Here is a 25,055-nt window from a genome sequence, read left to right as displayed (position 1 = left end):
GCATTGGGACCGGGTGCGGGGAATGGCCCGGTCCTGGTCTCGGATCCCGGCGCTGCAGGAGGACCTGGTTTCCGAGGGGATGCTGGCGCTTATCCGCTGTCTGGACGGCTATGAGCCACGCGCCGACGTGCCGTTCTTTGCCTATGCGCGGCCCTTCGTGCGGGCGGCGATGCGGCAGGCCTATTTCCGCGAAACCTGCATCCTGTCGGTGCCGATGCACCACCTGCGGTCGCTGCGCGAGGGCAAGGCGTCCGAGCTGGACGCACTCTTGTTCCGGTCCGCCAGCCGTCCCGAGCGGCTGGATGGGGAAGAGGCTCCGGAACTGCAATGCGAGAGCGACAGCGGCGAAGGGGCGCTGATCCGCGCCGAGGCCGAGCGCAGGCGCGGGACGGCGCTGGAAAGTGCGCTGGCGGCCCTGTCGGAAACTGACCGCGCCCTGGTCGAGAGGCGACGGGACGGGGGGACTGCCGGTCCTGTCCGGCGCGCGGCGGCGGATGCGGGGCCCAGGTTGGAAGCCCGCGCGCTGGCGCGGTTGCGGACCCAGCTGATGCTGCGCGGCGTAACCTCGGCCGAGGCGGGCGCGCCATGATCCTGGACGGGGTCGCCGCAATTCCGCTTGGGGCCCGACCGGCGGTCGTGGGGGCCGTGGGGCAGGGACAGGACACTCGCTTTGCAGCGCTTGTGGATGCCGTCCCGCCGCCCGGTGTCGCGGAGGTTGAGGGATCGGAAGCGGCAGCGCCGGACGTCGATCCCGAGACGTCCGGCCCCGAGGGTGAGGAGGATACGGCCTTGCTTGCGCCGCTTCTCGGCGACCCGTTGGTCCTACCCGCTGCCGTGCCGCCTGCCCCTTTGCCGCCCGCGCTGCCGTCTGACGGCGGCCCTGCCCTGGCCGGGCAGGGGGCCATCGTCGCACCAGAGGCGGTGACCGGAATTCCCAAGTCGGCCGCACCACTGACCCTGGCCGCGCATCCGCCCGAGCTTTCCGGCGTGGACGGTCCCTTTGCCCAAGCGTCCGAGGCACCCCAGGTTGCCCCGCGCGACCCGATGGTTGCGGAGGCAGATGACCGAAGCGAGGCGGTGTCACTCCAGCCGCCCTCCCTGCCCAACCGGATGGAAACGCCCGAACCGGATGTTCCTTCGGATGGATCGCAAGCGCTGCCAATCCCGCCCCCCGCGACCGGCCTGCCGGTTTCGCCCGACGCGGCAGGGGATGCAGCCCCCGCTCCGCCGCCCGCAACCGAAACGCCGGCCCCTGCCGCGGCAGCGGCGGCGGTTCCGGAAAGCCCCGCGTTGAAGGCAGACCCGCGTGAGTTGGAGCTTCCTCGCCGTCCGGAGCGGTCCCCGGTCCGCAATGCGACCGCCGATCCTCTCGGGCCCGAGATCCAGAAGACCGAGGGGTTCCAGCGCCTTCTGACCCGGTCAGGCCAGCGATCCCTGAGCGCCGATTTGGCCGGGCATCAACCGCACGGATTGCGGGCCGGGCCCGAGACGGGGCCATCGGAACGGCCGGTGACGAGCGACGCGCCGCTGCCTCCGGGCCCCGACCCGCAGCCGCCGGAAAACCTGTCGCCCCTCCCTCAGCCAGCCGCCGTCCCCCGGGCGGCCTTGCCTGCCATCGTGACGGCGACTGCCGCGCCCCCCGTCTCTCCGCTGGTGCAGGCGGTGCTGGACCGGGTTCTGCCCCTGCCGTCGGCTGATCGGGAAACCGTGGTCCGCCTGAACCCAAGCGGGTTGGGACTGATCGAGGTCGCCGTGCAGGACCGCGGCGACGGGGCCATGGACATTGCCCTCCGGGTCCAGAACGCGGTGGTGCTGGATGCCCTGCGGCACGAGCGCGACGCGGTGGCGCAGGCGGTCAGCGCGGCGCAGGGGGGCGCGTCGGGGTCGCTGTCGATGGACCTGTTCCATCCCGGACCCGACCATCGCGGGCCCGGGCCGCAGGCACCCGGCTCCACTGGCCGCGAGGCCGATACCGACCCGGATCCGGCCGAGGCGCAGGTCGCTGCACCGGCCGTGGTCCTGCGCGCCGACCGCGTGAACATCCTGACGTGAGGGAAAAAGCATGTCGCTGACCGTAACCACCGCCCCGACCGCCTCGCCCACGGCTGCGCTTGGAAAGGACACGTCGGACGGGTTGTCTGACAACTATCAGAATTTCCTGAATCTTCTGGTGACCCAGGTCCGCTATCAGGACCCGTTGAACCCCGTGGAAGGCACCGATTTCATCGCCCAGCTTGCCACGCTGACGGGGGTGGAGCAGTCGCTGAAGATGAACGACCAGATGGAGGCCCTGCGGTCACAGCTGGCGCTGAGCGCGGCCCTGTCCGAGTCCTCGCTGATCGGGCGGCGGGTCACGGTGCCGTCAGAGGACATCGAGCTGACCGAGGAGGGGGCGTCCTTCAGCTATGAGCTTGGGGCGTCTTCAACCACGGTCAGCGCCATCATCAGCGACGCCGCGGGGAACCCGGTCCGGCAGCTGGACGGTCTTCCCGGAACGGCCGGAGAGCTGGTGGAGCTGACCTGGGACGGAACCGACGCCGAGGGCAATCCCCTGCCGCCCGGGCGCTACACGGTGGCGCTGGCGACCGAGGAGGCCGCGGGCGGCTACAACACCTATGCCAGCTTCCGGGTGGTCTCGGTCAGCTTCCGGGCGGGCCAGCAGTACCTGGACCTGGACGGGGGCGGGTCCGTCACCAGCGACCAGATCCTGCGCATCGACTGAGGGGATGGCTGAGGCATACTCGTCAGATGCTTTCGCAAGCCGGCCTCATCCTGGAAAGGTGGGGTCACCTGGGGCAAGAAGCCAAGTCAAGCCAGGGATGATGCAGATGCCTGATTTCTGCGCGCAGCCTTCGGGGCGCGCTGGAAAACCGGGCAAAGCGGTAGGGCAGGGGGGTCCTTACGGCGGACGGACTTGCGCAGCGGGCGGCCCGGATGATGGGCAAGCGCATGACCAAGCGATTGTCGATCATCGTCGTCGAGAAGGACCGCGAGCGGGCCCTGACTATCGTGGACGGGCTGCGCGAAGCGGGTGACCATGAGGTCCTGGTCATCGCCGACGAGTTTGGCCTGGCGCGGAACATAGCCGAACGCAACCCGGACCTGGTGCTGATCGACGCGGGCAACCCGTCGCGGGACGCCATCGAGGAGCTGGCCCTGGCCAGCGCGCCGCTGCAGCGGCCGGTGGCAATGTTCGTCGACGAAAGCGACGTGGCGTTGACCAAGGCGGCGATCGAAGCGGGTGTGTCGGCCTATGTTGTGGCGGGGCTGAGCGCCAGGCGCATCAAGCCGGTCCTGGACGCGGCCATCGCGCGGTTCCACCTGATGCAGAAGATGCGGGTAGAGCTGGCCGAGACCCGACGCGCATTGGAAGAGCGCAAAGTCATCGACCGGGCGAAGGGCATCGTCATGCGGGCCAAGGGCATCGGCGAGGACGAGGCCTATGCGCTGATGCGGAAGGCCGCGATGGACCAGGGCAGGAAGCTGGCCGAGGTGGCCCAGGCACTGGTCACGGCGGCGGAGCTTCTGAAATGACCGAGACGCTGCGCCTGGGCTTTCTGCCACTGGTCGATGCCGCCCCCCTTATCGTGGCCGAGGCGATGGGTTTCGCCGAGGAGGAGGGCCTTGCGCTGGAGTTGGTGGCCGCACCCAGTTGGGCAGCACTGCGCGACCTGCTGGCTATCGGTCAGGTTGCGGCGGCGCAGATGCTGGCACCGCTTCCGATAGCGCTGGCCCTGGGCCTTGGCGGACCGGCGCGCTTCGAGGCACTGTCGGTCCTGAACCTGAACGGCAATGCGATTGGCGTGTCGCATGTGCTGGCCGGGCGGATGCAGGACCATGACTTTGCCCTCACCGATGCCCGGGCGGCGGGCCGGGCGATGCTGGCGGCGGCGGGGCAGGGGCTTCGGATCGGTGTGCCTTTCGCCTTCTCGATGCATCGCGAGTTGGTGGACTACTGGCTTGAGGGGTTGGGCCTGCCCTTGCCGGGCGGGTTGCAGATCATCACGGTGCCGCCGCCCCTGATGCCCGACGCACTGGCCGCGGGTGAGGTCGATGCTTTCTGCGTGGGCGAGCCGCGCGGTTCGGTGGCGGTGGGGCGCAACGCGGGGCAACTTCTACTGCCGACCAGCGCGATCTGGGCCTCGGCTCCGGAAAAAGTGCTGGCGGTGCGGGCGGGCTGGGCCGAGGCCGAGCCGGACCTTGCGGGTCGGCTTCTCCGATCGGTCTGGCGGGCCGGGCGCTGGCTGGACACGGCGAAGAACCACTCTGTTGCCTCTGAAATCCTGGCGCAACCGGGTCGGCTGGAGGTTTCGGCCGAAGTGATCGAACGCAGCCTGACAGGGCGTCTGGTGATATCGGCCACGGGTGAGGACCGGGTGGTGCCTGGCTTCCTTCGGTTCCATGCCGGTGCCGCGGGGTTTCCCTGGCGCAGTCAGGCCGCCTGGATCGGGGCGCGGCTGGCGCGGCGGCATGGGCTTGATCCGGAAGCGGCCGAGACGATCGCGGCAAGTGTGTTTCGCAGCGACCTTTACCGTCTGCATCTAGGACCGGCGGGGGCCGATCTACCGGCGGCCAGCGCCAAGGTCGAAGGAACGCTTGATCGGCCCACTCCGGTGGCCTCGTCGCGCGGCAAGCTGATTCTGCCGCCGGATCGTTTCTTCGACGCACAAGTCTTCGACCCGGGTACGCCAGCGTGATGAAAACTTGGGCGCCGCAATGCAGCGTCCGGAAATCTTCGCCCCCCAGCGCAGTTGAGACGCTACTGCCGAGTTGACGCCGCAATGCAGCGTGGCATCCTCATCTCAAGCGCCGAGGCAACGGGGTCTCACTGCGCCTGTCCCACCAAATCGGGAAAGCCGAGCAATGCCGCTCGATCCGTCGTCAGGATGACGAAGGGTCTGGCGGCTTTTCCATTTCTGGCCCTGCGAAACCTGCACAGCCACGTTCACGAAGGAACCGAAGCCATGACACGCCTGTCCGCCCTGCTTCTGACCACTGCCCTTTCCCTGCCCGCACATGCCGAAACCCCCGGCATCGAGAAGCCGGACCTGACGCTCGGCTTCATCAAGCTCACCGACATGGCCCCCTTGGCCATCGCCAAGGAGAAGGGGTTCTTCGAGGAGGAAGGCCTAGCCGTGACCCTGGTCGCGCAGTCGAACTGGAAGGTGCTTCTGGACGGCGTCGTCTCGGGCGAACTCGACGGCGCGCACATGCTCGCCGGCCAGCCCATCGCCGCCAGCATCGGCTATGGCACCAAGGCGGCCCTGGTGACTCCCTTCTCGATGGACCTGAACGGCAATGCGATCACCGTGTCGAACGAGGTCTGGGAGGCGATGAAGGCGAATGTCCCGATGTCGGACGGCAAGCCGGTCCATCCAATCAAGGCCGAGGCGCTGAAACCGGTGGTCGAGGCCTATGCCGATGAAGGCACGCCCTTCAACCTGGGCATGGTCTTCCCCGTCTCGACGCACAACTACGAGCTTCGATACTGGTTGGCCGCCGGCGGGATCAATCCAGGCTTCTACACCCCCGACGATGTTTCGGGCCAGATCGGCGGCGAGGTGCTGATCTCGGTCACGCCGCCGCCGCAGATGCCGGCGACGCTGGAAGCCGGGACGATCCTTGGCTACGCGGTGGGCGAGCCCTGGAACCAGGCCGCCGTCGCCAAGGGCATCGGCGTGCCGGTGATCACCGACTACGACATCTGGAAGAACAACCCCGAGAAGGTCTTTGGTCTGACCGCCGCGTTCGTGGAGGAGAACCCGCAGACCACGCTGGCGCTGACCAAGGCGCTGATCCGCGCGGCGATCTGGCTGGACGAAGGTGACAACGCGAACCGGGCCGAAGCCGTGGAAATCCTCTCCCGCCCCGAATACGTCGGCGCCGACGCGGCTGTCATCGCCAACTCCATGACCGGAACCTTCGAGTTCGAGAAGGGCGACAAGCGCCCCGCGCCCGATTTCAACGTCTTCTTCCGTTACAACGCGACCTTCCCCTACTACTCGGACGCGGTCTGGACCCTGACCCAGATGCGCCGCTGGGGCCAGATCGCGGAAGGAAAGCCCGACGCCTGGTACGACGAGACCGCGAAGTCGGTCTACAAGCCCGAAATCTACAAGCTGGCCGCCGAGGCCCTGATCGCCGAGGGCAAGGCGACGGCGGACATGTTCGACTTCGACGCCGATGGCTACCGCGAGCCCACCGCGGACTTCATCGACGGCGTCACCTACGACGGCAAGGCCCCCAACGCCTACATCGACAGCCTGACCATCGGGCTGAAAGGCGACCAGACCGTCGCCGACGCGACGAACTGAGGGGCCGCGCCGATGACGATGCTCGATCCCGCCGCCCTCCCGGAAGAGCCCGCTCCCCTGCGGGCCGCCCGCGAGGCCCGGCTCTCCGCCCTGATCTCCCGCTGCGACCCCTGGTTCAAGGTGCTGGGTCTCGCCTGGCTGACGCCGCTCTGGCGGATGCTGGCCGGGGAGAACCCGAAAGGCCAGCTTGGTGACCTCTGGCGACTGGCCATCGTGCCGATGCTGGCGATCCTGGGTTTCCTCGCGCTTTGGGCCGTCCTTGCGCCCAAGGTGGTGACCTCGCTCGGCGCGATCCCCGGCCCGGCCCAGGTGTGGGAGCAGGTGGGCGTGTTGCACGCCGACGCGGTGGCCGAGCGCGAGAAGGAAGCGGCCTTCTACGCCAAGCAGGCCGAGAAGAACGCGGCCCTGATCGCCGAAGGCAAGGCGGACGAGGTGAAGGACCGGCCCTATACCGGCAAGCCCACCTACTATCAGCAGATCCTGACCTCGATCCAGACGGTGTTCTTCGGCTTCCTCCTGGCGACGCTGGTGGCCGTGCCTCTGGGCATCCTGTCGGGCATGTCGGCCACGGCCAATGCGGCGATCAACCCGCTGGTGCAGATCTTCAAGCCCGTCTCGCCGCTGGCCTGGCTGCCCATTGTGACGATGGTCGTCTCGGCGCTTTACGCCGGTGACGGGTCGAAAAGCTTCGTCATCTCAGCCGTGACGGTGACGCTGTGCTCGCTCTGGCCCACGCTCATCAACACGGCCCTGGGCGTCGCCAGCATCGACAAGGACCTAGTGAACGTCGGCCGCGTGCTGAAGCTTACCACCTGGACCCGGATTACCCGCCTCGTCCTCCCCTCGGCCCTGCCGCTGATCTTCACCGGGCTGCGGCTAAGCTTGGGCGTGGGCTGGATGGTCCTGATCGCCGCCGAAATGCTGGCGCAGAACCCGGGCCTTGGAAAGTTCGTCTGGGACGAGTTCCAGAATGGCAGCTCGGACAGCCTCGCCCGGATCATGGTCGCGGTCTTCACCATCGGGATCATCGGCTTCCTTTTGGACCGGGTGATGTTCGCCCTCCAGCAAGCCTTCACCTTCAGCGGAAAGCGGTGACGTCATGGGAATCCTGGAGCTGAAGGGCGTCTCGAAGGGTTACGGCAGCCCGGTGCTGAAACGGCTGGACCTGACCGTGGAAGAGGGCGAGTTCCTGGCCGTCCTGGGCTTTTCCGGCACCGGCAAGACCACGCTCATCAACCTTCTCGCCGGGCTGGAACTGCCCGATGCCGGTGAAGTCCTGTTCCGCGGCCAGCCCGTCACCGGCCCGGGGCCGGAGCGGGGGCTGGTCTTCCAGTCCTACGCCCTGATGCCCTGGCTGACCGTGGCCGGGAACATTGCCCTGGCGGTGGACGCGGTGTCGAAGGGCACGAAGGCCGAACGCACCGCGCTGGTGGCGAAGTACATCGCCATGGTCGGCCTCTCCCACGCCGCCGACCGCCGCCCGGCCGAGCTTTCCGGCGGCATGCGCCAGCGCGTCGCCGTGGCCCGCGCCCTGGCGATGCAGCCCGACGTGCTTTTGATGGACGAACCGCTCTCGGCCCTCGACGCCCTGACCCGTGCCAATGTCGCCTCCGAGATCGAGGCGATCTGGGCCGCCGAGAAGCGCACGGTGGTCCTGGTGACGAACGACGTGGACGAGGCGTTGGTGCTGGCGGACCGCATCCTCTGCCTGAACCCGGACGGCACCTTGGGCGCGATGTTCAAGGTCGACCTGCCCCGCCCGCGCGACCGGGGGGCAATGAACGACGACCCCGCCTTCAAGGCGTTGCGCGCGGATGTCACGGCCTACCTGATGGACGTGGGCATCCGGGGAAAGGTCGAAGGCTCTCGCCAGCTTCCGGCCGTCACCCCCCGCCACGCCCTGCCGCGGGCCTATGCCGAGGCCGCGAAGAGCTTCACCGACGACCGCTACCTGCAGTTCTCGCAACTCCACAAGGTCTACGCCACGCCCAAGGGACCGCTGACGGTCGTCAAGGACTTCAACCTGACGCTGAAGAAGGGCGAGTTCATCAGCCTGATCGGCCATTCCGGTTGCGGCAAGTCCACGGTCCTGACCATGGCCGCCGGGCTGAACGACATCTCGAAGGGCGCGATCAAGCTGGACGGGTTGCACGTCGAAGGCGCGGACCCCGAACGTGCCGTGGTCTTCCAGTCGCCTTCGCTGTTCCCCTGGCTGACGGCGCGCGAGAACGTCGCCATCGGCGTGGACCGGGTCTACCCCAAGGCCACGCAAGGAGAACGCCAGGACGTGGTGGAATACTACCTCGAACGTGTGGGCCTTGCCGACGCCATGCACAAGCCCGCCGCCGAGCTTTCCAACGGCATGAAGCAGCGCGTCGGCATCGCCCGGGCCTTCGCCCTGTCACCGAAGCTCCTCCTCCTCGACGAACCCTTCGGCATGCTCGACAGCCTGACCCGTTGGGAGTTGCAGGAAGTCCTGATGGAGGTCTGGTCGCGCACCCAGGTCACCGCGATCTGCGTCACCCATGACGTGGACGAGGCGATCCTGCTGGCCGACCGCGTGGTGATGATGACCAACGGGCCCGAGGCCACCATCGGCAAGGTGACCGAGGTCAAGCTTCCCCGCCCCCGCACCCGCCGGGCCCTCCTGGACCACCCCGACTACTGGCACTACCGCGCCGAGGTTCTGGACTTCCTGGAGGAGTACGAACACGGCGCCAAGGGAAGGAAAGCGGCATGAGACTGGTTGTCATCGGGGCCGGGATGGCCTCTGGCCGGATGCTGGAGCATCTGTTCGAGGCGGGGTTCGCGGGTCAGGTCACCCTCTTCAACGGCGAGCCGCGGGGGAACTACAACCGCCTGATGCTTTCGCCGGTTCTCTCGGGCGAAAAGACATACGAACAGATCGTCACCCACGACGACGCCTGGTACGCAGCGCATGGGGTGGAGTGCAGGTTCGGCGAACACGTGACGAAGATCGACCGGGACCGGAAAATCGTCGTCTCCAAGGGCGGCGAGACGCCCTACGACGCTTTGGTGATCGCCACGGGCAGCGCCCCGTTCATCATCCCGGTGGCCGGGAAAGAGCTTCCGGGCGTCTGCACCTACCGCGATCTGGAAGACACCAACGCGATGATCGCGGCCTCGAAACCCGGCGCGAAGGCCGTGGTGATCGGCGGCGGGCTTCTGGGGCTGGAGGCCGCCGCCGGCATGGCCGCGCGCGGGGCGGAGGTGACCGTCATCCACCTCATGGGTCACCTGATGGAACGCCAGCTCGACCCCTCGGCCAGCTACCTCTTGCAGAAGGACCTGGAACGCCGCGGCATCCGGATCCACTGCAAGGGCGCGACGAAGGCGATCCTCGGCAAGGACAGGGTCGAAGCCGTGCTTCTGGAAGATGGCACGGTCTATGACGCCGACCTTGTCTGCATGGCCGTGGGCATCCGGCCGGAGGTGCGGCTCGCGACCGACGCGCATCTGGAAATCGGACGCGGCGTGTTGGTCGACGACCAGCTGCGCACCAGTGACCCGGCGATCTACGCGCTCGGGGAATGTGTCGAGCACAACAAGCAACTCTTCGGCCTCGTCGCCCCGCTTTACGACCAGGCCAAGGTGCTTGCCGCCACCCTCATGGGGCAGGACGCTGCCTTCCGCCCCGTCCAGACCGCAACCAAGCTCAAGGTCACCGGAGTCGACCTCTTCAGCGCGGGCGACTTCGCCGAGGCGCCAGGACGCGAGGACATCGTCTTCCGCGATCCGGGCCGCGGGGTCTACAAGCGGCTGGTCCTTGAAGGCGACCGGCTCATCGGCGCGGTGATGTACGGCGACACCGCCGATGGCGCCTGGTTCTTCGACAAGATCAAGACGGGCGAGGACGTCAGCGCCATCCGCGACGTCCTCATCTTCGGCCCGGCCTTTGCGGCGGGAGGGACCAGCGGGGACCCTCTGGCAGCCGTTGCAGCCTTGCCGCCTGAGGCGGAGATCTGTGGCTGCAACGGCGTCTGCAAAGGCAAGATCACTGCCGCCGTCGAGGGCGGCGCGCAAACTCTGGACGCCGTGCGCACGGCCACCAAGGCCAGCGCCTCCTGCGGCACCTGCACCGGGCTGGTCGAAAAGGTCATGGCCCTGACGCTGGGCGACAGCTTCCAGGCCAACGCCAACCCGCCAATGTGCAAGTGCACCGACCACACGCACGAGGACGTGCGCCGGATGATCAAGGCCCAGGGCCTGAAGTCCATCCCCGCGGTGATGCAGGAACTTGGCTGGAAGACCCCCGGCGGCTGCGCCTCGTGCCGTCCGGCGCTGAACTACTATCTCCTGTCCGACTGGCCGCTCGACTACTGCGACGACCGGCAATCCCGCTTCGTCAACGAAAGGAACCACGCCAACATCCAGAAGGACGGCACCTACTCCGTCGTTCCCCGGATGTGGGGCGGGGTCACGACGCCTGCCGAACTGCGCGCCATCGCTGATGCGGCAGAGAAATACGCCGTGCCGATGGTCAAGGTGACCGGCGGCCAACGCATCGACCTCCTGGGCGTCCGGAAAGAGGACCTTCCGGCCATCTGGGCCGACCTCAACGACGCGGGCATGGTCTCGGGTCACGCCTATGCCAAGGGCCTTCGAACCGTGAAGACCTGCGTGGGGTCCGAGTTCTGCCGTTTCGGTACGCAGGATTCCACGGGGCTTGGGATCAAGCTGGAGAAGCTCCTCTGGGGCTCGTGGACGCCTGCCAAGGTGAAGCTGGCGGTCAGCGGCTGCCCCCGCAACTGCGCCGAGGCGACCTGCAAGGACATCGGCGTGGTCTGCGTGGACAGTGGCTACCAGATCAGCGTCGCCGGCGCCGCCGGGATGGACGTGAAGGAGACCGAGCTTCTGGTCACCGTCCCCACCGAGGAGGAAGCGATGGAGGTCATCGCGGCCTTCACCCAGCTTTACCGCGAGAATGCGCGCTACCTGCACCGGGTCTACAAATGGGTGGCCAAGGTCGGCCTCGACTGGTGCCGCGCGCAGATCACGGACCCGGTTACCCGCCGCGCGCTCTACGACCGCTTCCTCCTGTCCCAGTCCGTCTACCAGACCGACCCCTGGGCCGAACATGCCGAGCGCCCGGCTGATTGGGCGCCCGTTGCCGACCTGACGCTGAGGGCCGCCGAATGACCATGATGATCGACATCGCCGCGCTTGACGACATTCCCCGCCAGGGCGCGCGGGTGGTGAGGACCCAAGCGGGCTGCGTGGCCATCTTCCGCACCGCCGATGACCAGGTCTTCGCGCTCGAGGACCGGTGTCCCCACAAGGGCGGCCCCCTCTCGGAAGGCATCGTCCACGGCACCCAAGTCACCTGTCCGCTGCACGCCTGGGTCTTCGACCTTGCCACCGGGCAGGCGCAGGGCGCCGATTCCGGGCAAGTCCGGACCTTTGCCGCCCGGACCGAAGGGGGGCGCGTCTTCCTCGACGCAAGCTTCCTGCAACGCCGGTCGGCGGCATGACGGTCCTGCCGCAAAGCTTTCCCCGCGCTGGGGAAACAGGCGTCCGTTCCACCTGCCCCTACTGCGGCGTGGGCTGCGGCGTGATCCTGACCCCCGACGGCAAGGGCGGTCTGTCGGTGAGGGGCGACCCTAACCACCCCGCCAACTTCGGCCGGCTCTGTTCCAAGGGGTCCGCCCTGGGTGAGACGGTGGGCCTGGAAGGCCGGCTCCTGAAACCCCGCGTCTTCGGGCAGGAGGTGCCCTGGGACGCGGCGCTGGACGTGGTGGCGAAACGCTTCGCAAAGACCATCGCCGACCATGGGCCCGACTCGGTCGCCCTCTACGTCTCGGGCCAGCTCCTGACCGAGGACTATTACGTCGCCAACAAGCTGGCGAAGGGTTTCTGGGGCACGGCAAATATCGACACCAATTCGCGCCTTTGCATGGCCTCGTCAGTCGCGGGGCATCGCAGGGCCTTTGGCTCGGACACGGTGCCGGGTCAGTACGAGGACCTGGAGCTGGCCGATCTTGTCGTGCTGGTAGGTAGCAACCTCGCCTGGTGCCACCCGGTCCTTTACCAGCGCCTGACCGCCGCCAAGGCCGCGCGTCCGGAGCTGAAAGTCGTCGTCGTCGATCCCCGCCGCACCGCCACCTGCGAACTCGCCGACCTTCACCTGCAAATGGCTCCGGGGAGCGACATCGCCCTCTTCAACACCCTCTTGGCCGAGATCGAACGCCGGAGCTGCACCGACCCGGCGTTCCTGACCCATGTCTCCGGCGCCGAGGCCGCCTTTGCCACGGCCCGGGCCACAGATCCCTCCGCGACGGGCCTCTCGCCCAAGGAGCTGCAGGATTTTCTCGACCTCTGGACCCGCACCGAGAAGGTCGTCACCGTCTACTCCCAAGGCGTGAACCAGTCCTCCCACGGGACCGACAAGGTCAATGCGATCCTGAACTGTCACCTCGCCACCGGCCGCATCGGCCGCCCCGGCATGGGGCCGTTCAGCGTGACCGGCCAGCCGAACGCGATGGGTGGACGTGAAGTCGGGGGGCTGGCCAACATGCTCGCCTGCCACCTGGAGATCGAGAACCCGGCTCACCGCGCCGCCGTGCAGGGGTTCTGGCAATCTCCGGGCATCGCCGACAAGCCCGGGCTGAAGGCCGTCGACATGTTCCGCGCGGTGGGGGAGGGGCGGATCAAGGCGATCTGGATCATCCACACCAATCCCGTCGTTTCCATGCCCGAGGCGGACCTGGTGGCGAAGGCCCTGCAATCCTGCCCCTTCGTCGTGGTACAGGACGTGACTGCCGAGACGGACACCGCCCGTCTGGCGCATGTCCTCCTCCCCGCTGCCGCCTGGGCGGAAAAGGACGGGACCGTCACCAATTCCGAGCGCCGCATCAGTCGCCAGCGCGCCGTGTTGCCGCCGCCCGGACAGGCGCGGGCCGACTGGCGCATCCTGGCGAATGTGGCGGGACGTATGGGTTGGCTGCAGGCGTTCGGGTGGGAGAACACGGCCGCGGTCTTCGCCGAATACGCCGCCCTGTCTGGCGTGGCGGGCAGCCTGGGCAGCGATTTCGACATCTCGGACCACGCAGGGATCGACGCGGCGGGTTATGCGGCCCTCGCTCCCTTCGCCTGGCCTGCCAATGCCCGGCAAAGTGGTGGTCGGTTCTTCGGCGGCGGCAGGTTCCACACACCAGACGGCAAGGGCCGGATGCTGGCGGTCCAGCCACCTGCCGCGCCGCGCGCCGAGGGGTTCCGGCTGAACACCGGCCGCATCCGTGACCAGTGGCACACGATGACCCGCACGGCCAAGTGCCCGCGCTTGTCGTCCCACCTCGCCGAGCCGTTCCTGGAGCTTCACCCCGCCGATGCCGATCGGTTGGGTCTGGTCGCTGCCGATTTGGTGGAGGTGACGAATGACCTTGGGCGGGCCATCCTTCGGGTCCTGGTGACGGACCGCGTGGCGCCGGGACAGCCCTTCGCCCCGATCCACTGGACCGGAGAGACGGCCCCGACGGGAAGGATCGACGCTCTGGTCGCGGCCAATCCGGACCCGGTGTCCGGCCAGCCGGACAGCAAGGCAAGCATGGTCGCCCTGCGCAAGTTTCCGGCGCGTTGGTACGGATTTGCGGTGTCGACCGGGGATTTCACCCCGGACAGCACCTATTGGGCCAAGGCGCGGGTACGCGGTGGCTGGCGCGCCGAGCTGGCCGGGACCGACGCACTGGCCGACGCGGTGGCCCAGGCGCGCAGGCTGTTCGGGCTGGACGACGCCGAAGCGGTCTCGGTGATGGATCGGGCCCGCGGGCTGTCGCGTGTCGCCTTCCACAGAAACGGGCGTCTGGTCGCAGCCCTGTTCGTCGGGCCAAAGCCGGTCGCGCTGGCGCGCGACATGGTGATTGCGCTTCTGGGTGCGGGTGACGCCAGGGATGCACTGGCGGGACGCGCGCGCGGCGATGTTGCCGACCCTGGGCCTACGGTCTGCGCCTGTCTGAATGTCGGGCGCAACACCATTTGTGAGGCTATCGCAACCGGGCGCGCGGTGACGGTGGCCGCCTTGGGCGAGGCGCTGGGGGCAGGAACCTCTTGCGGATCGTGCCGACCGGAACTGGCCGGGCTGATCACGCAGTTCCGATGCAGGCAGGCCGCAGAGTGAAGCGGGAAGGTGACGCCCACAGGAGAACACCGGCAGGATCGTTCCTTAGAGGGAAAGGTCGGGGGGCGAGGGGTGACGGTGAGTGAGATCGGGAGAGTGCCTTCCGGCGCCCGTCCTGGAGAAGATCCGACGCCAAAGTTGCCGCCCTGGGCCATCCCTTGGGCATGACGGGGGCGCGGATCACCGGGAGGGCGGCGCTGGAACTTTCGCTCACGCAGGGGCGGCGGTCGCTGTCGACCATGTGTATCGGCGTGGGACAAGGCATCGCCGTGGCGCTGCAACGGGTGTGACCGTAAGCCACGCCTCTGGACGACCTGAAGGAAGCCCGACAATCTGAGCGCGTCCGAATATCCGCGTGCCACCAAAGACCGATTTGGTCCGACTTCGCTTCTTGATCGATCAGCATGTGTACTCGGAGATCACACTGAAGCGGCATGGTTTCGACTTGCGTCACGGGCATGGGTCGGAACGGTCGCTGTTTGCGGCGGTGTAACATAACCTTGCTTATCCGTGCTTTAGGTGTGCGAACAGGCCTCCCCTAATCCAGCCTTTTGCGCATTGGCTGCATGGGATAGCCCTTCGCAACAGGATCAACTGTTTAGAAAGCGAAGTCAGGGTTAGGGATCATCTGTCTGGATCGGGCCGCGCGCAAAGTTTGCCGCGCGGCCCGATCCAGACAGATGTTCCAGGAGATCGAACAGAGCCGGCGCGGATCACCGAAAGGGAGATCCCCAACATGCAGTTCGCACCTCAGCACTTTGCCAATGCTGCGCACGTCGTCCTGCCTTGGACGCTCACGCTCACCTATGGCGACATCGTCAGCTTCCGGTTCCCGACTGACGACGCGGCAAAACCGAAAGCCCGCCCCTGTCTTGTTCTGGATATCGTTCGCAAGCGGGGACGCCGTTGTGCCGTCCTCGCCTACGGCACATCATCGCGATGCACCCACGACGCCGGACAGGAAGTTCAGCTGCTGAACCGAGAGGAGGCCGCGCTTGCTGGCCTCGAACGCCCGACACGCTTCGTCGGCGCGCGGCGCACGGCGCGTGACTGTCCCTGTCACACATCGAATGGCTTTGTCTGCTGCCCGGAGTTGACAACTTCAGTCTTGGGCTGCGTTGCCGGCGCTGAGTATGCCCAGGTCCTCTCAATCCAGTCTCGCCTTCAGATCGAAGCGGCTGAGGCGCGGCAGGCGTCGCTCTCAAATGAACAATGAAGGATCACATATGTATCCCTACCCAACCACCTTCACGACTTCGAACAAGCATCGCGTCGTACACCTTCTGCCCGAACATCGGCCAACGGATTTCGCGCGGATTGAAGATCTGATCGCCGACGCCACGATGAACGCGCGTCGCGCCGTTCAAAGGCAACGATCCCTCCCGGCGCGTGACCGGCCACCTGGCCGCTTGACGGTTCATGTCATGAAACCTTCACTTGCCATCCGTCCATATTTCGATAAATCCCGAAACATGGATATGGAAACCGCCTCCCGCGCCTTCGCCACTCTCGGCCATCCCGGCCGCCTCGCAGTCTACCGGCTCATTATGCGCTTCGCCCCGCAAGGCGTGCGCCCAACCGAGATCGCCGAGGCGCTGGCGATGAAGCAGAACACGCTATCGCATCACTTGTCTGACCTGACCTCGTCGGGCTTGGTGCAGGTCGAACGGGACGGACGGTCGCTCTTCTATTCGGTCGATCTGGCGCGAGCCGAGGCTTTGGTGGCCTATCTCACCCTCGACATTTGGCGGGCGCGGCCAGAATTGCTTTCCCCGGTTCTGAATACCGTTCGAGAGGATGACATGCCGTCCAGCTTCAACGTGCTGTTCCTGTGTTCGGGCAACTCCGCCCGTTCGATCTTTGCCGAGGCGATCCTGCGCGATCTGGGGAAGGAACGGTTCGCAGCCTTCTCGGCTGGAACGCGCCCCAACACGTCCCTGAACCCCTTCGCGCTGGATGTGCTGGAGCGCAACGGCCATGCCACCGGCGACATGCGGTCCAAGCACATCTCGGAATTCCAGCAGCCGGACAGCCCGGTGATGGATTTCGTCTTTACCGTCTGCGACACGGCCGCCGCCGAGGAATGCCCGCCATGGCCCGGCCAGCCCATCACCGGCCATTGGGGCCTGCCCGATCCGGTCAAGGCCACCGGCACCGAGGCCGAAAAGGCTCTGGTCTTCGCCCAGACCTATACCGCCCTGCGCCGCCGCATCGCGGCCTTCGTCGAACTGCCCTTCGCGGACCTGAACCGCATCTCCCTGCAATCCCGCGTGGATGCCATCGGCACCGGCGCGTCTGACCTAAAGGGTTGACCCGACATGACCCGTATCGCCCTGAACGGCCTTGGCCGCATCGGCAAACTCGTCCTGCGTGACCTGATCGACACGGGCGCGGGGGGCGAGATCGTGTTGCTGAACGACCCCGTGGGGGACACCGAACAACATGCCCTGCTGATGGAATTCGACTCGGTCCACGGACGCTGGAGGACCCCAGTCGCCGCAGCCGGAGACGCGCTCGTCCTGAACGGCCAGACCATCCGCCTGACCCATGAAAAGACAATCGAGGCGCTTCCACTGGCCGAACTCGGCGTCGACTTGGTGATGGACTGCACAGGCGTTTTCAAGACGGCGGCCAAGGTAGCACCCTATTTCGCGGCGGGCGTGAAGAAGGTCGTCGTCTCTGCCCCGGTCAAGGATGGCGGCGCGCTGAACATCGTCTACGGGGTCAACCATCACCTCTATGACGGCTCGCAAACCCTCGTGACCGCCGCCTCCTGCACCACGAACTGCCTCGCCCCGGTGGTGAAGGTGATCCATGAAGCGCTTCGCATCCGGCACGGATCGATCACCACGATCCATGACGTGACCAACACCCAGACCATCGTGGACCGCCCCGCCAAGGACATGCGCCGCGCACGCTCGGCGCTGATGAACCTGATCCCCACGACCACCGGATCGGCCACGGCCATTACCCTCATCTACCCGGAACTCAAGGGCCGCCTGAACGGCCACGCCGTGCGGGTCCCGCTCCTGAACGCATCCCTCACCGACTGCGTGTTCGAAGTAGAGCGGGCGACGACCGCACAGGAAGTCAACGCCCTCTTCGCCGCCGCCGCCGAAGGGCCGCTGAAAGGCATCCTCGGCTACGAGACGCGCCCCCTCGTCTCCTCCGACTTCACCAACGACCCGCGCTCGTCGATCATCGACGCGCCGTCGACGATGGTCACGGGCGGCACGCAGGTGAAGGTGTATGCGTGGTATGACAACGAATGGGGCTATGCCTGCCGCCTTGCCGACATCGCCCGCATGGTGGCGGGGTCGATCTGACGATGTCCCCGGACCCCGCAACGCCCGATCCGATCCGCGCCTATGCTGCGGTAACGGCAGCCTACTGGGCCTTCATGCTCTCCGACGGCGCGCTGCGGATGCTGGTGCTCTTGCACTTCAACCAGCTGGGCTTCACCCCGGTGCAGCTCGCGTGGCTGTTTCTCCTCTATGAACTTGCGGGGATGGTGACCAACCTCGCCGCTGGCTGGCTGGCCGCGCGCTTTGGCCTCGCCGCCACGCTTTACGGCGGCCTCGCGCTCCAGATCGGGGCGCTGGTGGCACTGGCGCAACTTGATCCCGCATGGTCCATCCCGGCCTCGGTCGCCTTCGTCATGGCCGTGCAAGGCGTGTCTGGCGTGGCAAAGGACCTTGCGAAGATGTCCTCCAAATCTGCAGTGAAACTGCTGGCCCCGAAAGAGGACGGCGGGCTTTTTCGCTGGGTCGCACTGCTCACGGGGTCGAAGAACGCGGTCAAGGGCGCCGGCTTCTTCCTCGGCGCAGCGCTCCTCGCCCTGGCGGGGTTCCAAGCGGCTGTCTGGGGAATGGCCACCGTGCTGGCGATCATCCTGCTGGCGGTGGTGCTGTTCCTGCCCGCGGGCCTGCCGGGCAGGCTGAAGGCTGACGAGGCATGGGGCGGCTGGCGGTCGAAAGACCCCCGCGTGAACCGCCTCAGCCTTGCGCGCCTCTTTCTCTTCGGCGCGCGGGATGTCTGGTTCGTCGTCGGCATCCCGGTCTATTTCCAATCCATCTTTTCGGACGGCACCGCCGAGGGACGGCGCGAGGCCTTCTTCCTCGTCGGGGGGTTCATGGCGCTGTGGATCATCGCCTATGGTGCCGTACAGGCCGCAGCTCCCCGCCTGATCGGCCCCAAAGGGCAGTCGGAAGAAGCCACGACCCGCCGCGCCATCTTATGGGCGAGGGCGCTGGTGCCGATCCCCTTCGCTCTCGCCCTCGCCGCTTACCTCGTGGGCGAAGCGACGGCGGAACTGACCCTCACCCTGATCGCGGGGTTGCTCGCCTTCGGCTTCGTCTTCGCCGTGAACTCATCCGTCCACTCCTACCTGATCCTCGCCTTCGGCTCGGCTGAACGGATTACCCGGGATGTGGGCTTCTACTATATGGCCAACGCCGCGGGGCGATTGATCGGGACGCTGCTTTCGGGCCTGAGCTACCAAATCGGCGGGCTGCCGCTCTGCCTAGCCACGGTTGGGATCATGGCTGCCGCAAGCTGGCTGTCGGCACGCCGCCTAGTGGCGGTATGAGGGGAAAGCGACGCCCGGTACTCCGATTGTGCCTCCAACAAAAGTGGGCTCGACACGCAGGTGTGCAGGCCCGCCAATGACCGCGGAGGCCGACCGGCGCATGGTACGACGGTCGGGTGGTTTCGTTGATCTCGAAGCGGATCGCCTTGCCCGTCTTGCTCTGGATCATCGAGCGCGTTCCTTGACCCGTCCGGCGGGGAACACGTCCCGGACCCGCAGGGCGAAGAGATCGCAGCCCCCGAAGCTTGCTATGCACGGTCATTTTGAACAGCGAGAGGTCGCGCGGGTCGCCCGCCATCTCGAGGCGGACCCGGGTAGACCAAACGTGCTGGGGCAGGAGCGGCGTTTCTGACCGATGATCCAGCCCTTGTTCCAGGCAACGCCGCCGCCCACGCGGCCACCGCCACGTTCCGGCTTGGAAGGTCGGCCCCTGCGTATACAGGTCACACGGACAGAGCACCCGCCCAAATGTCCTGTATTTGACCTGCCAAAGTCATCGGATCGAACGGCTTGAAAAGAACCGCCATCGCGCCAAGGGCGAGAAGCCTGTCAGCTTGGGTCTGTTCCACCTTTGCTGTCAGGAACACCGCCGGCACGTCAGCAAGCCCCTCCACCTTACGAAGCAGGGCAAGCGTCGCAGGCCCGTCCAGGTCAGGCATCATCACATCCAGCAGGAACAGCTGGGGCCGGATCAGGGCAGCCTGTGCCACGGCGTCGCCGCCCGTGGCAAAGCCGTAGGTCTCGAACCCACCGACCTTCCGCAGGGCCAGTTCGAGGATGGCGAAGATGGCCGGCTGATCCTCGACGAATAGGACGCGGCGCAGGTCAGACACGGTGGGCCTCGAGTTCGTCGACGACCGGAGCCTGCATGGCCCCTGCGGCCATGCACGGAAACTCGACCCAGAATTCCGATCCACTCCCTTCTTGCGAGATCAGGCCGACGGTGCCCCCCATGCGCGTCGCCAGTTCCCGGTTGATCGCAAGCCCGAGCCCCGCGCCCCGATGCCGTCGGGAGTCGCTTGTGTCGAGTTGGGCAAACTTCTGGAACAGGATGTCGTGCTTGTCCTTCGGGATGCCGGGTCCGTTGTCTATCACGCTGACCCTCGCCCTGCCGTCACGCACTGCGCTGCGGATCTGCACGGTCTGACCACGCTCGGAGAACTTCACCGCATTGGAAATATAGTTGGTCAGGATCTGTATCACCCGGGCCCCGTCCACGTGGATCATCGCGCCCGGTGCATCCGAGGCTTCGTTGACCAACCGGATATCGGAGGTTTCCGCCAGCACACGGTTGAGTTCGATGGACTGGACGACCAGTTCCCCGACCGACTGCGGGGCGGGCCTGATCTCCAACCTCCCCTGCCTCATGCGTTCGAGGTCCAGCATCTCCTCGACCATCCGGCCAAGCTGTTCGGCGTTCTTCAACGCGGCGGCGACGATCCGCTCTCCGTTCGCATCCAGTTCTCCGACCACCTGGTTCTGCAACAGGGCAAGAGTTCCGCGGATCGACGTGAGCGGGGTGCGAAGCTCATGGTTCACCGTCGCCAGGAACTCCGACTGCATCCGTTCCACCTGCTCGCGCTCCGTCACGTCGCGGATGATGCCCATGAAGAAGCGCCCGTCCCCGGCCTCGACTTCCGTGATGGCCAGTTCGATGGGAAAGACCTCGCCATTCGCGCGCACCGCCTCCAACTTCCCGACCCGTCCCATCATGCGCGCCGGGGCACCGTCCAGATAGGACCGGATGTATCGGTCATGCTGCGCGGCATGGTCCGCCGGCATGAGCATGGAAATGCTCTTTCTGATCATTTGCTGCGCGGAATAGCCGAAGATCCGCTCTGCAGCCCTGTTGCACGATGTGATGCGACCCTCTGTGTCTATCGCGATGATGGCATCCACGACGTTGTTGAGGATAGCCTCCGTGTGCTGGGCGGCCCGGCGCAATTGGTCGCTGGCCTGCCGTTCATGCGTTATGTCGCGCGTCACCCCGGTGATGCGGATGACGCGGTCCCGCTCGCGAACCGCACGGGCGATGGAGGACAGCACCCTTGGTCCCCGATCCGGATGGTTCAGCCGGAACTCGAAACGCGTGGTGTTGGCCTTGCCCTGCATCAGGTCCCCGAACAGAGCATTGACCCGGTCCGCGTCCTCGGGATGCACGCGTTCCAGCCAAGCCGTCGCGACGTCCCGATCCGCCTCGATCCCATGCAGTCGGCGGTTGCGCTCGTTCCATTCGATCTGTCCGGTTTCGACATCCACTGCCCAGATGCCCATTTCGGCAACTTCCGTGGCCAGTTGAAGCCTCTCGTGTGACTCCTGCAGCGCCCTTTGAATATTGACCCGTTCGGTGATGTCGTTCTCGATGGCGATGAATCCGACGGGTTCGCCGCTCTCATCCACAAGAGGGTTGCAGCGCAGCTCTATCCAGTACGGTCGGCCGTCCTTTGCATGGTTCAACAGTTCCACGTGAAAGCTGCACCGGTTCAGCAAACCCTGCTGCATCTTGCGGATGACATCTGACGACGGCCTCTCCCGCTGCAGGATGCGGCCCGGAACCTGTCCGGCCATTTCCGCCAGCGTATAGCCGGTCATCGCCTCGAACGCCTCGTTCGCCCAGGTCACCCGCCCCTCGAGATCGGTCACCACAACGCCGTTTGTGGTCTGCCTCGCCAACTGGGACAAGAGTCCAAGCTGGCGCGTCCGCTCCTCCACCCGCGCTTCCAGAGTGCGGTTCAGATCGTCACGCTCCCGGAAGATGTGCCGCAGTTCCACCGCCATCTCCTGAAACGACCTTGCCAGCCGATCATACTCGAGCACCGAACTCGGCGGCAGATCGGGAGCCAAGCCCTGCGAGGCGATCAGTCGCGGCAGCCCTTCCGTGGCCGAGGCAAGCCGGATCAACGGCTGGGTAAGCAGCCTGACAAAGAATTTCGACGCGAGAAGCACGAAGACCATGGCACCGGCCAAGAGAAGCAAGTTCCGCCGACCAGATGCTTCCAGCGCCTCGATGACCGGCTCGGCCGACAGTTCTACGCGAAGATCATCCTCGCCCGGCCTACCTCCAAGCGTGACGAAATAGACGCTCGCATTAGACCGCAGCAGTTCCGGCATCGCGCCCTCGGGTGACCAACGCCACAGCCCACCGGCAACCTGAACCGACCGTCCAGTGGCCTCCAGACTGCGTGTCCTGCCCAGAAGATCAGAATACCCCCCTTGGCTGTCGACTGCCGCGATCGAGAGATGCGATGCCAAAGGGACCACCCCGGTCGTGATTCCCAACATCGGGCTCAGCGACACAAGCAGCGTCTCTTCACCAATGCTGCCCGAGGCAACGCTTTCCCGTGATTGCAGGCCGACCGCTTCAAGAAAGGCCGCCAATTGCCCGACGTGACGACGGTAATCCGTCCGGCTCTCTGCAACGGTAAGGGCGAGGGACGTGGTCAGGGCGACAAAGGCGAGAATGTGGAACAGCAACGCGTCGAAGGACACCTTGGGAAGGTGTTGCCGCAGGACCGGAAACAAGGTCGGCAGAAACCCGACGGCAAGACCGGCAACAACCGAATTCAGGATGCCGTTGACGGCCTGCTTCAGCCCGATGAATGCAGCCGACGAGAGGGAGATGTCCATCAGCCCGCTGTAGGTGATCAGGACAAGAGGAAATCCGACGGTAACCCAGTAAAGCGCATCAGCCAGTGCAAGATTGCTCATCCTTCGGGACAGGAGGGCGACGAAGGCAACTTCCGCACCGAAAATCAGGATCGCGTAAGGATGCCCCCAGGCGAACAGGGTGTAAGAGGTTCCAACCCCTGCGACGACCAGCGCAAGCGGCAGTCCGACCATCTGCAATGTGATGAGCGTGAAGATCGATCCGAAGACCAGAGAGACCGTTCCGAACAGATCTAGGCTGAGATAATTGCCGCAGAAGGCCAGCACGGCCATCGCAACGCAGATTTCAAGCTTGGATCGCATCATGCTGCCACAGAACTGTCTTCCGGCTGCACGACGTTGCGGACGGAAAGTGGCTTAAGTTTGGTTAATCGGTGAACAAATTCAAACCTGAGCAAGCGACAGGGCTGCCGACCCCAGTGAGCTCAACAGAAGTCGGCTGTAGGAGCCAAACCGCTGTTTTCGCAAGACCAGGATGCCCCTGCATTACGTCACCAACGACGGCCCGATCACCACCAGTACACTACGCTCGGCCTGTTCTTCCTATCGCTGAACGCGGGCGCTTCACGTCTGCTCGTTCCCAGGCAGGAGCCAGACAGAGGTCCCGCAAAGATGCTCGCTCGGCTAGTGGCCCCCGGCCGCCTCCGTAGCAGCGACCGCGCGCGAACGCCCGTCGGACGGCGCAAGGTGCAGTGCCGCCAGCCAGGGCGCCGAGGCGGGGGCCATCGCCATCACCACCTTCTCAAGTTCGGGCAAGGAGTTGCGGCCATCCTGCACGAGCGGCAAGTCCGATGCCTCGGCCAGCAGAAGGAGGACCGCGTCGTGCAAGGGCACGGCGCCGTCCGGGGCTTCCTCGGGCCGGATCGAGACGGTGACTTCGACGAACTGCAGCTTCCCGCCCTGGCCGGGCAAGGCAAATGTCCCGGCGGACAGCTCGACAAGCTCGGCCGCCCCCGGCGTCTCGTCGGGCGCGAGAAGGGGTGCCTTGGCCATCCCAAGCGCAAAGCCGCCCCCCGCGGCCATAAGCAGGATGGCAGCAAGGACCAGTTTGCCACGTCTGCGCCCGCCCGGCGCCGGTCCGCTGGGGTCGGCCTTGCTCATCCGCGTCGCCGCCGTCAGTAGGGAAGGATCACATCCAGCGCATCCTCGCCGTAGCGGGGTTGCTGGACACGAGAAAGCTGGCCCTTCCCGCCGTAGGAGATGCGGGCCTCGGCAATGCGGTCGTAGGGAATGGCGTTCCGCATGTCGATGTCGACCCGGCGGATGATCCCCGCGATCCGCAACTCGCGCAGTTCGTTGTTGACGCGCACCTCTTGCCGGCCGGCGATGACCAGGTTCCCGCCCGCCAGTTCCTGCAGCACGATCGCCGCGACACGCAGCCGGATCTTCTCGTTGCGCTGGATGGACCCCGATCCGCGCGAAGAGCTGTTGGCGGACAGGTCGACCAGCGGCCCTTCGGGCAGGTCCTCGGCGTCGATGCCAGGAAGGACCTCGTCCAGCTTGGTCTCGTAGCCAAGGAAGGTTGACCCGTCCACCGCGTTCCCCGAGGCCCGCGACCGCTTGGATTCGTTCTTGAGCTGGGCTTCGTCGTCGATCTCGATGATGACGGTCAGGATGTCGCCCACGGTCGTGGCGCGGTTGTCGTCGAAGAAGCCCTGCGCCTCAGGACGCCAGAGCGATGCGGCCTCGGCACGTTTCGGCACGTGGGCGGGCTCGGCGGCAGGCTGCGGCACCCGGACGAAGGCCTCGGGCATGGTCTCGCCGTCCAGCACCATGCTGGAGAGCTGCGGGTCGCGTGCGTCGCGGTAGTCGGCGCAGGCCGCAAGGCCGGACAGGACAGGAAGGGACAGCAGAAGAAGACGGGCGGGTTGCATCGGTGGACTCATTTGACGGTGACCTGACCGGCACCGGCGGCAATGGCGGTGATGGTGCGGCTGGAGGCAAGGTTCACGACCCGGATTTCCTGGCCAAGGATGCCGTCCTGCAAGGCGCGGCCCGGGGCGCTGAGCGTGATCCCGTCGCCGCTGAAGGCGATCCTGACCTGCTCGCCGCGGCGCACGGCGCGGGGTTCGCGCACCGAGGCGGACGGGACGGGCCGGTCGGGCAGAAGCGCGCGCTGCACCTCCTTGCCCACAAGCTCTTCGGACAGGCGCAGGGCGGCATTGGGCAAGCTGGCCAGGGGGACATCGGCGGCAGCAAGGTCCGCCTCTGCGATCACCTCGCCCGGCTCCAGGCGGCGCAGGGGGACCATTGCGGGCACCGTCACCACCGCCTGCCCGCGCAGTCCAAGGCGCGTGCCGTCGGGCAGAACCAGCCGCGCCGCGAAGGCCCCGGCGCGCGGATCCAGCATGAA

Annotated in this window: 20 protein-coding genes and 1 pseudogene; 16 read left to right on the top strand and 5 right to left on the bottom strand. The window is 66.4% G+C overall.

The window, feature by feature from the left end:
- From ACE3Q6_RS15570 to arsJ, 16 genes and pseudogenes are all read left to right on the top strand, one after another.
- Positions 1-589, top strand: a 589-nt coding sequence (locus tag ACE3Q6_RS15570) for a sigma factor (protein WP_374434261.1), incomplete at its 5' end; no start/stop codon positions are given.
- Positions 586-2,052, top strand: coding sequence for a hypothetical protein (locus ACE3Q6_RS15565; protein ID WP_374434258.1), 1,467 nt, complete (start codon positions 586-588; stop codon positions 2,050-2,052). The genes ACE3Q6_RS15570 and ACE3Q6_RS15565, both read left to right, overlap by 4 nt.
- A 10-nt stretch (positions 2,053-2,062) precedes the next feature.
- Entirely contained in the window at positions 2,063-2,722 is a 660-nt protein-coding gene (locus ACE3Q6_RS15560; RefSeq protein ID WP_374434256.1) for a flagellar hook assembly protein FlgD, read from the top strand.
- 227 nt (positions 2,723-2,949) lie between these two features.
- Entirely contained in the window at positions 2,950-3,534 is a 585-nt protein-coding gene (locus ACE3Q6_RS15555; protein ID WP_374434254.1) for an ANTAR domain-containing response regulator, read from the top strand.
- On the top strand, positions 3,531-4,697 hold the full coding sequence (locus tag ACE3Q6_RS15550; protein WP_374434252.1) for an ABC transporter substrate-binding protein: 1,167 nt from the start codon (positions 3,531-3,533) through the stop codon (positions 4,695-4,697). The genes ACE3Q6_RS15555 and ACE3Q6_RS15550 overlap by 4 nt, the downstream gene beginning before the upstream one ends.
- Positions 4,698-4,964: 267 nt before the next feature.
- Complete coding sequence (locus ACE3Q6_RS15545; protein ID WP_374434250.1) at positions 4,965-6,314, top strand: CmpA/NrtA family ABC transporter substrate-binding protein; 1,350 nt, start codon at positions 4,965-4,967, stop codon at positions 6,312-6,314.
- A 12-nt stretch (positions 6,315-6,326) separates the two neighbouring features.
- Positions 6,327-7,409 (top strand): ABC transporter permease, encoded by a 1,083-nt coding sequence (locus ACE3Q6_RS15540; protein WP_374434248.1) that lies wholly within the window; start codon positions 6,327-6,329, stop codon positions 7,407-7,409.
- 4 nt (positions 7,410-7,413) lie between these two features.
- Positions 7,414-9,054, top strand: coding sequence for an ABC transporter ATP-binding protein (locus tag ACE3Q6_RS15535; RefSeq protein WP_374434246.1), 1,641 nt, complete (start codon positions 7,414-7,416; stop codon positions 9,052-9,054).
- Positions 9,051-11,474, top strand: a complete 2,424-nt coding sequence (gene nirB / locus ACE3Q6_RS15530; protein WP_374434244.1) for a nitrite reductase large subunit NirB — start codon at positions 9,051-9,053, stop codon at positions 11,472-11,474. Before ACE3Q6_RS15535 ends, nirB begins: the two co-directional genes overlap by 4 nt.
- Complete coding sequence (gene nirD, locus ACE3Q6_RS15525) at positions 11,471-11,806, top strand: nitrite reductase small subunit NirD (protein ID WP_374434242.1); 336 nt, start codon at positions 11,471-11,473, stop codon at positions 11,804-11,806. The genes nirB and nirD overlap by 4 nt, the downstream gene beginning before the upstream one ends.
- Positions 11,803-14,448, top strand: a complete 2,646-nt coding sequence (locus tag ACE3Q6_RS15520) for a molybdopterin-dependent oxidoreductase (RefSeq protein WP_374434240.1) — start codon at positions 11,803-11,805, stop codon at positions 14,446-14,448. Before nirD ends, ACE3Q6_RS15520 begins: the two co-directional genes overlap by 4 nt.
- A 143-nt stretch (positions 14,449-14,591) precedes the next feature.
- Positions 14,592-14,738: pseudogene (locus ACE3Q6_RS15515) on the top strand (3-oxoadipyl-CoA thiolase); the annotation flags it as partial.
- A 446-nt stretch (positions 14,739-15,184) separates the two neighbouring features.
- Positions 15,185-15,664 carry a hypothetical protein gene (locus tag ACE3Q6_RS15510; protein ID WP_374434238.1) on the top strand — a complete coding sequence of 160 codons (480 nt, stop codon included), beginning with the start codon at positions 15,185-15,187 and terminating at the stop codon, positions 15,662-15,664.
- A gap of 256 nt (positions 15,665-15,920) precedes the next feature.
- Positions 15,921-16,760 carry a metalloregulator ArsR/SmtB family transcription factor gene (locus tag ACE3Q6_RS15505; protein ID WP_374434235.1) on the top strand — a complete coding sequence of 280 codons (840 nt, stop codon included), beginning with the start codon at positions 15,921-15,923 and terminating at the stop codon, positions 16,758-16,760.
- 6 nt (positions 16,761-16,766) lie between these two features.
- The gene (locus ACE3Q6_RS15500; RefSeq protein ID WP_374434234.1) at positions 16,767-17,774 is read left to right on the top strand and encodes an ArsJ-associated glyceraldehyde-3-phosphate dehydrogenase; all 1,008 of its coding nucleotides are present in this window, start codon (positions 16,767-16,769) and stop codon (positions 17,772-17,774) included.
- A 2-nt stretch (positions 17,775-17,776) separates the two neighbouring features.
- Positions 17,777-19,036, top strand: coding sequence for an organoarsenical effux MFS transporter ArsJ (gene arsJ, locus ACE3Q6_RS15495; RefSeq protein WP_374434231.1), 1,260 nt, complete (start codon positions 17,777-17,779; stop codon positions 19,034-19,036).
- A gap of 443 nt (positions 19,037-19,479) precedes the next feature.
- On the opposite strand, the gene ACE3Q6_RS15490 is transcribed toward arsJ, so the two are convergent.
- The 5 genes from ACE3Q6_RS15490 to flgA form a co-directional block, all read right to left on the bottom strand.
- Positions 19,480-19,869: a response regulator gene (locus tag ACE3Q6_RS15490; protein WP_374434227.1), complete on the bottom strand. Its 390-nt coding sequence runs from the start codon at positions 19,867-19,869 to the stop codon at positions 19,480-19,482.
- Positions 19,862-22,975, bottom strand: coding sequence for a PAS domain S-box protein (locus tag ACE3Q6_RS15485; RefSeq protein ID WP_374434225.1), 3,114 nt, complete (start codon positions 22,973-22,975; stop codon positions 19,862-19,864). Before ACE3Q6_RS15485 ends, ACE3Q6_RS15490 begins: the two co-directional genes overlap by 8 nt.
- A gap of 351 nt (positions 22,976-23,326) precedes the next feature.
- Entirely contained in the window at positions 23,327-23,803 is a 477-nt protein-coding gene (locus ACE3Q6_RS15480; protein ID WP_374434223.1) for a hypothetical protein, read from the bottom strand.
- Positions 23,804-23,817: 14 nt separating this feature from the next.
- Positions 23,818-24,576 (bottom strand): flagellar basal body L-ring protein FlgH, encoded by a 759-nt coding sequence (locus tag ACE3Q6_RS15475; RefSeq protein WP_374434221.1) that lies wholly within the window; start codon positions 24,574-24,576, stop codon positions 23,818-23,820.
- An 8-nt stretch (positions 24,577-24,584) separates the two neighbouring features.
- Positions 24,585-25,055: flagellar basal body P-ring formation chaperone FlgA (gene flgA, locus ACE3Q6_RS15470; protein WP_374434219.1), on the bottom strand; the 471-nt coding region annotated here is incomplete at its 5' end.

This window comes from Tabrizicola sp., from assembly GCF_041913445.1.
In the GTDB taxonomy this organism is placed as follows: Bacteria; Pseudomonadota; Alphaproteobacteria; order Rhodobacterales; family Rhodobacteraceae; genus Tabrizicola.
Note: the sequence above shows the minus strand (reverse complement) of the source record. Positions and strands in the feature narration are given on the sequence as shown.

What these genes read in the sequence shown, in the direction of transcription:
- ACE3Q6_RS15565 (WP_374434258.1), top strand. Translation starts at nt 586, where the DNA reads ATGATCCTGGACGGGGTCGCCGCAATTCCGCTTGGGGCCCGACCGGCG.
- ACE3Q6_RS15560 (WP_374434256.1), top strand. Translation starts at nt 2,063, where the DNA reads ATGTCGCTGACCGTAACCACCGCCCCGACCGCCTCGCCCACGGCTGCG.
- ACE3Q6_RS15555 (WP_374434254.1), top strand. Translation starts at nt 2,950, where the DNA reads ATGACCAAGCGATTGTCGATCATCGTCGTCGAGAAGGACCGCGAGCGG.
- ACE3Q6_RS15550 (WP_374434252.1), top strand. Translation starts at nt 3,531, where the DNA reads ATGACCGAGACGCTGCGCCTGGGCTTTCTGCCACTGGTCGATGCCGCC.
- ACE3Q6_RS15545 (WP_374434250.1), top strand. Translation starts at nt 4,965, where the DNA reads ATGACACGCCTGTCCGCCCTGCTTCTGACCACTGCCCTTTCCCTGCCC.
- ACE3Q6_RS15540 (WP_374434248.1), top strand. Translation starts at nt 6,327, where the DNA reads ATGACGATGCTCGATCCCGCCGCCCTCCCGGAAGAGCCCGCTCCCCTG.
- ACE3Q6_RS15535 (WP_374434246.1), top strand. Translation starts at nt 7,414, where the DNA reads ATGGGAATCCTGGAGCTGAAGGGCGTCTCGAAGGGTTACGGCAGCCCG.
- nirB (WP_374434244.1), top strand. Translation starts at nt 9,051, where the DNA reads ATGAGACTGGTTGTCATCGGGGCCGGGATGGCCTCTGGCCGGATGCTG.
- nirD (WP_374434242.1), top strand. Translation starts at nt 11,471, where the DNA reads ATGACCATGATGATCGACATCGCCGCGCTTGACGACATTCCCCGCCAG.
- ACE3Q6_RS15520 (WP_374434240.1), top strand. Translation starts at nt 11,803, where the DNA reads ATGACGGTCCTGCCGCAAAGCTTTCCCCGCGCTGGGGAAACAGGCGTC.
- ACE3Q6_RS15510 (WP_374434238.1), top strand. Translation starts at nt 15,185, where the DNA reads ATGCAGTTCGCACCTCAGCACTTTGCCAATGCTGCGCACGTCGTCCTG.
- ACE3Q6_RS15505 (WP_374434235.1), top strand. Translation starts at nt 15,921, where the DNA reads ATGGATATGGAAACCGCCTCCCGCGCCTTCGCCACTCTCGGCCATCCC.
- ACE3Q6_RS15500 (WP_374434234.1), top strand. Translation starts at nt 16,767, where the DNA reads ATGACCCGTATCGCCCTGAACGGCCTTGGCCGCATCGGCAAACTCGTC.
- arsJ (WP_374434231.1), top strand. Translation starts at nt 17,777, where the DNA reads ATGTCCCCGGACCCCGCAACGCCCGATCCGATCCGCGCCTATGCTGCG.
- ACE3Q6_RS15485 (WP_374434225.1), bottom strand. Translation starts at nt 22,975, where the DNA reads ATGGCCGTGCTGGCCTTCTGCGGCAATTATCTCAGCCTAGATCTGTTC.
- ACE3Q6_RS15480 (WP_374434223.1), bottom strand. Translation starts at nt 23,803, where the DNA reads ATGAGCAAGGCCGACCCCAGCGGACCGGCGCCGGGCGGGCGCAGACGT.
- ACE3Q6_RS15475 (WP_374434221.1), bottom strand. Translation starts at nt 24,576, where the DNA reads ATGCAACCCGCCCGTCTTCTTCTGCTGTCCCTTCCTGTCCTGTCCGGC.